Source organism: Olavius algarvensis spirochete endosymbiont, assembly GCA_900608495.1.
In the GTDB taxonomy this organism is placed as follows: domain Bacteria; phylum Spirochaetota; class Spirochaetia; order DSM-2461; family DSM-2461; genus UBA2779.
In genome coordinates this window covers 1-5489 of record UWYT01000294.1, presented here as the reverse complement: position 1 = coordinate 5489, position 5489 = coordinate 1, and the positions used below count along the sequence as shown (strand labels likewise).

General features: G+C 45.8%; 5 protein-coding genes and 1 tRNA gene. All 6 read right to left on the bottom strand.

The genetic code is table 11. The features are described from left to right. Nucleotides 1-318, bottom strand: a 318-nt coding sequence (locus tag S1OALGB6SA_RS09105; RefSeq protein ID WP_230204516.1) for a hypothetical protein, incomplete at its 3' end; no start/stop codon positions are given. 8 nt (nucleotides 319-326) lie between these two features. Next, nucleotides 327-719, bottom strand: a complete 393-nt coding sequence (locus S1OALGB6SA_RS09100) for a hypothetical protein (RefSeq protein ID WP_124033269.1) — start codon at nucleotides 717-719, stop codon at nucleotides 327-329. Then, on the bottom strand, nucleotides 694-3516 hold the full coding sequence (locus S1OALGB6SA_RS09095) for a chromosome segregation SMC family protein (RefSeq protein WP_124033268.1): 2823 nt from the start codon (nucleotides 3514-3516) through the stop codon (nucleotides 694-696). The genes S1OALGB6SA_RS09100 and S1OALGB6SA_RS09095 overlap by 26 nt, the downstream gene beginning before the upstream one ends. Nucleotides 3517-3556: 40 nt before the next feature. After that, a complete protein-coding gene (locus S1OALGB6SA_RS09090) occupies nucleotides 3557-3997 on the bottom strand; it encodes a DUF3276 family protein (protein ID WP_124033267.1) in 441 nt (146 codons plus the stop codon). A gap of 200 nt (nucleotides 3998-4197) precedes the next feature. After that, nucleotides 4198-4271: transfer RNA gene (locus S1OALGB6SA_RS09085), tRNA-Val, on the bottom strand. Nucleotides 4272-4355: 84 nt separating this feature from the next. Further along, nucleotides 4356-5324: a flagellar filament outer layer protein FlaA gene (locus S1OALGB6SA_RS09080; protein ID WP_124033266.1), complete on the bottom strand. Its 969-nt coding sequence runs from the start codon at nucleotides 5322-5324 to the stop codon at nucleotides 4356-4358. Nucleotides 5325-5489: the final 165 nt, after the last annotated feature.

The window sequence follows — 5489 nt, the reverse complement described above, 5'->3', positions numbered from 1 at the left end:
AGCTGCTTCGGAAATGTCTTCGGCAACAGCGAAGTCTGTCTCAGCTGCTTCGGAATCAGATTCGTCGTCATTCGCGGGGGATTTCGATGTCGGCGACGAGAAACCTTCTTCGAAGTCTGCGCCCTCGGAATCTTCGCCAGATTTGCTGTCAGTACCATCAGAGGGGATTGAAGACCCCTCCTCCTGAGATGAAGAGGCTTCAATCTCGTCTGCTTCAGGCTTCTGAGACGCACAGGAAATAAACAGAATCGAAATGCCTAACGTCAATAAGGGCAGCCAGGCCACGCGAAAGGCATCTTTGTTTGGAAATAGTTTCAATCCCCGATTCAAGGTTGCTTTTCTTCCAATACATCTAGAGACTCAAGAATCAACTTGTCGTTATCTTCTGTGAGTGTTTGCAAACCTGCCTCAGCAGGATCGATCCAATATGAGTCCACCACTTCCCTGCTCCAAAAACGACGCGGTTGCCTAAGTGGGTAGATTATTCCATCTTGCATATCCCTACTCTCACGATAAAAATCTTCCATCCCAAATCCTAAGCTATCCATCAAGGCTCTATCCGTCCTTTTACGATTTTCGACATCCTCCTTAACAGCCTTCCGTTCTCTTCCGGATATCACTAAGACAATCAATATTATCGATACGAGCGTCACCAAAAAAAAACTACTGAGTATGTATTTCAGACCTTTTCCACTAACCAACCTTAATGGGTTCTTCATCTTTTTTGCGCTCCTGTCCATCCAGCCTCAGAGTTATAATACTTGAAACGCCTGATTCCTGCATTGTGACTCCCAATAAACTGCTGGCACATGCTATGGTTCTCTTGTTGTGGGTAACAAGCAGGAATTGACTTTCCCTACCAGAATCAACCAGCAAGTTGACGAAACGCTGTATACTCGCCTCGTCCAGGGCCGCATCTATCTCATCCAATATGTGAAATGGCGATGGCTTTACTTGAAACGTGGCAAACATAAGGGCGATGCCACAGAGCGATCGCTCACCACCTGACAGCAATGAAATGTTTTCAAGTTTCTTCCCAGGCGGTTGAACATAGATTTCCAGTCCCGAATTGAGCGGGTCTTCGCGGTCTACTAAGCCAATCTCAGCTCTTCCCCCACCAAAGAGCAGGCGAAATGTTTCATGGAAACGTTCCCTTATTGCTTCATAGGTTTGAAGGAAGAGATTTTCAGATTCCTGTCTTAATTGCTCGGTAACTACAGCAAGGTTGTTCTTCGCCTTTCTTAAGTCTTCAAATTGACCAATAAGGAATCCATAGCGTTCGGATACCTCTGCAAAGTCCTCAGGAGCCATCAGATTCACCTGCCCAAGCTCCTTCAATTCCGCCTTAGAGGCTAGTAGAACCTCTTTGATTTCCTCTGGAGACTGCATAGCGGCATCGTTGGCAAAATCTGTTAAATCTCTTGAGTATAGGTTTCTGAAGTCTTTGAGAAGAGTTTCTATTTCTTCGTCCCTGTAGTTTATTTCAAGACGAATCTTCTCACCTTCCAGCTGTGCTTCATCTCTTCGGATGCTAAGCTTCTCCAAACTGTTCTTTCGATTGGATACTTCTTCATTTCTCGAGTTCATCCCTTCCTCAAGCTCAGCCATTTCGCGCCGCAATCCAGCTTCTTCGTTTTCTAATTCTTTTTCCTGCGACGAAATACTTGAGAGTTTCATATCCAAGCTCTTGATACGAGATTTCTCGGAGTCAAGTTGCTCTCGAATCTGCTCTAAGTTGATGCTCTCCGAATCAATCTCCCGGGCTAAGGCAGACAACGAATCCTTCGCCGCGTCTGTTTGGGTGCTGATGCGGGCTTGAGCCACCCTCAATTCTTCAAGTTCGCTGCGTTTTCTGTCGACTCCCGCCTCCAGGTCGATTTTTTCATCAGACAGCGAGTCCAGCTTCCTCCTTAATTCCCTCATCCGGCCTATCGAATCGACAATTTTTTCATCTAATTCCCGCTTCCTTGCTATAATCCCTTCCGGCGCCAGAAATTCCTCTAAAAAATGCGTTTCGAACTGTCTGTATTCATTGAATAAGTGTTTCAATTCCTCCATGGAAAGTTTCAATCCCAGAAAATCCTCGGCTCCACGTTCGAGAGGTTCTAAGATTTCGGCAGGGTTGGTCCAATTCTTTTTGTCAATCAACAATCTGCCACTTTCTTCAGCACGGATTTGTAATTCGTCTATTAGTTTGAAGATTAACTTCTCCAAATCACGTTGTGTATCGTAGTCCAAATCTCTTAACCCACGATCGAGTTCAGATACTATGTCGTCTGTTATCGTCCTAAGCCTTTCCCCAATTTCCTCGCCGCGTCTTTCCTGCGCATCAAGTTCCTTGCTTATCTTCTTAGTTTCATAGGCATTTTCTCCAAGTCGTCGCTCTGTCGATTCGATAGCTTCCACCAAACTGCCAATACTTGTCTCTATCTCACACAATCGCCCGCGGAAAGAATTCAGTTCGTTCTCCCTGTTTTTTCTCGATTTTTCAAGTGAGTGAACTACATCGAGTACATTTTGTTCTCTTCTTTTAATGATATTGAAATTTCCTTCGGATTCATTTCGCCATTCTTTAATGTCACGAGCCAGATCCTCCTGGTTTTCTTTTTTCAAATCCATCCCATAGAGTGTCTTCCGACACTCTATCAGTCTCGATTTCATCCTATCGACAGAATTCTGTTCACTGATCAGTGCTGCTTGCATCTCATCGATTTCTTTGATGAGTCCCGAGCGTTTTTCCTGGTGCAATTGAAATCTTTCCTTTTTCCTGTCTCGTTCCGACTCAAGCTCCCACAACCTGATTAACTTCAAATCTTTTTCGAGAGAAAAAATTGTTCTTTGCAATCGGCGATATTCCAGAGCCTTCTCGCTTTGTTTCTTGAGCGACTCATAATTACGCCCTACTTCATGCAAGATGCCTTCAACCTGCTCCATATTTTCTTTCGTTTTTGCCAGTTTCCGCTCCGCCTCGATTCTCCGTATACGATATTTGGTGATTCCCGCAGCTTCCTCAAAAAGACAGCGTCGTTCTTCTGGCTTATTGGACAAAACCTGGTCGATTCTACCCTGTTCCATCACCGAGTATGCGGATTTGCCTATTCCAGTATCGTGGAAAAGTTCTCGAATCTCCTTGAGTCGCGCGGGGGAGCCATTTAGAAAATACTCACTCTCTCCATCTCGAAAAATTCGGCGTTTTATAGCTATCTCCGGTCGCTCAACCTCAAGCAGCCCCCTGTCATTGGTAATAGTAATGGTAACCTCTGCTGCGCTTAGAGCTTTACGTTTCTCGCTGCCACCGAAGATGACATCTTCCATGCGTTCGGCCCGCATATTCCGAACCGATTGCTCCCCCAAAACCCATTTAATGGCATCGACTATATTGCTCTTCCCGCAGCCATTCGGACCCAGCAAGGCAGTAATACCGTCCACAAACTCAATAGAAGTTCGATCGGCAAAGGATTTAAAGCCAACCATTTCAATGCGTTTGAGAAACCCTTTCTCCCCGTGTTGATCCATTATACTTCACTGCCTACAAGCTTATTCGACCAGGGTTTGGCTAAACTACTTCCATCATGGACACTGCCTTCTTCAGTGCTTCGAGAAAGACATCAAACGAATCGGCTGGCAGTATAAGTGATTCGCGCCGAGCGCCCGTGGCATCTTCCCGCTTCTCGATTAAATGAAGTGCCGGACGCCCCTTTGAAAGCTGATGCAACAAGTACTCTCGTCTACCGCTACCCACTGTGAAGGTTATCTCGGGACTTCCTGTTTCGTTGCGAAAATCCTCCATCGTTTTCTCAAGAACGATTAGAAACTTATCGATATCAGTATCGAACACCACTAGCGACGAGCGTTTGAACCCCCGTTCGGTTTTCCTGCTCTCGACAATGTTCAAGTAACGATCATTATAACGGTTCTCCTTCACATTGAAAAAGAAAGTCTTCTGGCCGTCATCGATAAATATTCTGGTGCTATAGAGTTCACCCCGTTGGCCCATAGTGGCCCCCTTCGGTTATTTTTGGTGCCAATGATACCCGTTGCGACACAATTGCACAAGATATATACCTGTGAAGAGGCGTCTATGAAAGTGCAATTGGATGAGTGTTCCCTATCGTTACATCGACGCTCGCTCCAAAAACAGCAGATTAGCGCTTAAGAACAATCGAATGATATATGGACACTCCGGAAAATCCGTTTTGGGCGGCACCGGATTCGAACCAGCGACCCCGTGCATGTCAAGCACGTACTCTAACCAACTGAGCTAGCCACCCTTCTTGAGTGAATTCTAACTAATCATCGAAGTATGTCATAGGCCCGACGCGGGGGTCGGGCCCTATTTAAGTTCTGTTTTTTCCCTATTGTACTGAAGCTTCTTCGGTGTCTTTGTGCTGCTTCTGCTCCTCTATGTAGTTCAGCACCTGCCTGTCACCCAATCGCTGCAATTCGACTTTGAACCGATCATCCTCTCGTTTCTCCAAGATGCCCCAAATTCCCTCATGGTCTAAATCGGCATCAAAATCCTCTAATATGGCCTGATCGTATGTAACCACTACGTCCTTCACGTACACCAGGAAATCGCCACCTTGCTGAGCTGCATCTCGATAGAACTCTATACTATCTAGGGCTATAGATGGAGCACTTCTAGGATAAAGCGGAAGTTTTTTGATCTCCCTATCCCTAACATCAGTGATGTAGTTTGGATTCACCCAGGAAAGTTCCCTCCAACCTGAGAATTCAAGGTGGCCAAGCGGATACTGCTGGGTTTCCCGATTTTCATTTCTTAAAACAATCGCCATACCCATTGGATAATTCAATCCATAAACATTCACCTTGATGTCTTTGATTACACCCACATTCCGCAGTGTGCCGAAACCGACAAATTGCTCACCCCTGGGTGCGTCTTCTATTAAGTCGCTGGTGGCGTACATGGGAATCTCAAACGGGGGTTTCACCCATGCATAAGAATTGAAAGCTCCCGTTGGATAATGCACGCGCACTCCCATCACCTGGTTGCCAGCAAACTGTGGCGAACTGCCCCCAACTGTGGCAAGAAGCACATCGGAAAAACGTTCAGTCGTAACGGTTCTGGAGGAACTGGAAAAAACCACATCCCAATTTGGAACGTATAGGGAGGTGTTCATCTCAGCTTTCTGCTCTTCGGAAAATCTGGCATCCGCCATCGAACTGTAATCCCATAGTGTTGCCTGATGCTGTCCCTGATAGTCGTCCACGAGCTCGTTGAAGTCGATCAGAACGCCTTCTTCGGCGAAGGCTGCTCCGACTACGACTGAAACAACAGCCAGGGAAATGAAAATCTTTCTCATTTGAGGCTCCTTTGCATTCGTTTATGTTTAACACAAAAACTATACTAGATACGGGAGATGCTTTTCAATGAAAACAATCTGGATTTTTTAATTTTTCCACACGCCCCTAATCCGTCTCAATAATCGGCATCGGCCTGTATAACATATAGTGATTTATTCACCTGC

Bases quoted from the DNA above. Each gene is read 5' to 3' on its own strand.
- S1OALGB6SA_RS09100 (WP_124033269.1), bottom strand. From the start codon at position 719: ATGAAGAACCCATTAAGGTTGGTTAGTGGAAAAGGTCTGAAATACATA.
- S1OALGB6SA_RS09095 (WP_124033268.1), bottom strand. From the start codon at position 3,516: ATGGATCAACACGGGGAGAAAGGGTTTCTCAAACGCATTGAAATGGTT.
- S1OALGB6SA_RS09090 (WP_124033267.1), bottom strand. From the start codon at position 3,997: ATGGGCCAACGGGGTGAACTCTATAGCACCAGAATATTTATCGATGAC.
- S1OALGB6SA_RS09080 (WP_124033266.1), bottom strand. From the start codon at position 5,324: ATGAGAAAGATTTTCATTTCCCTGGCTGTTGTTTCAGTCGTAGTCGGA.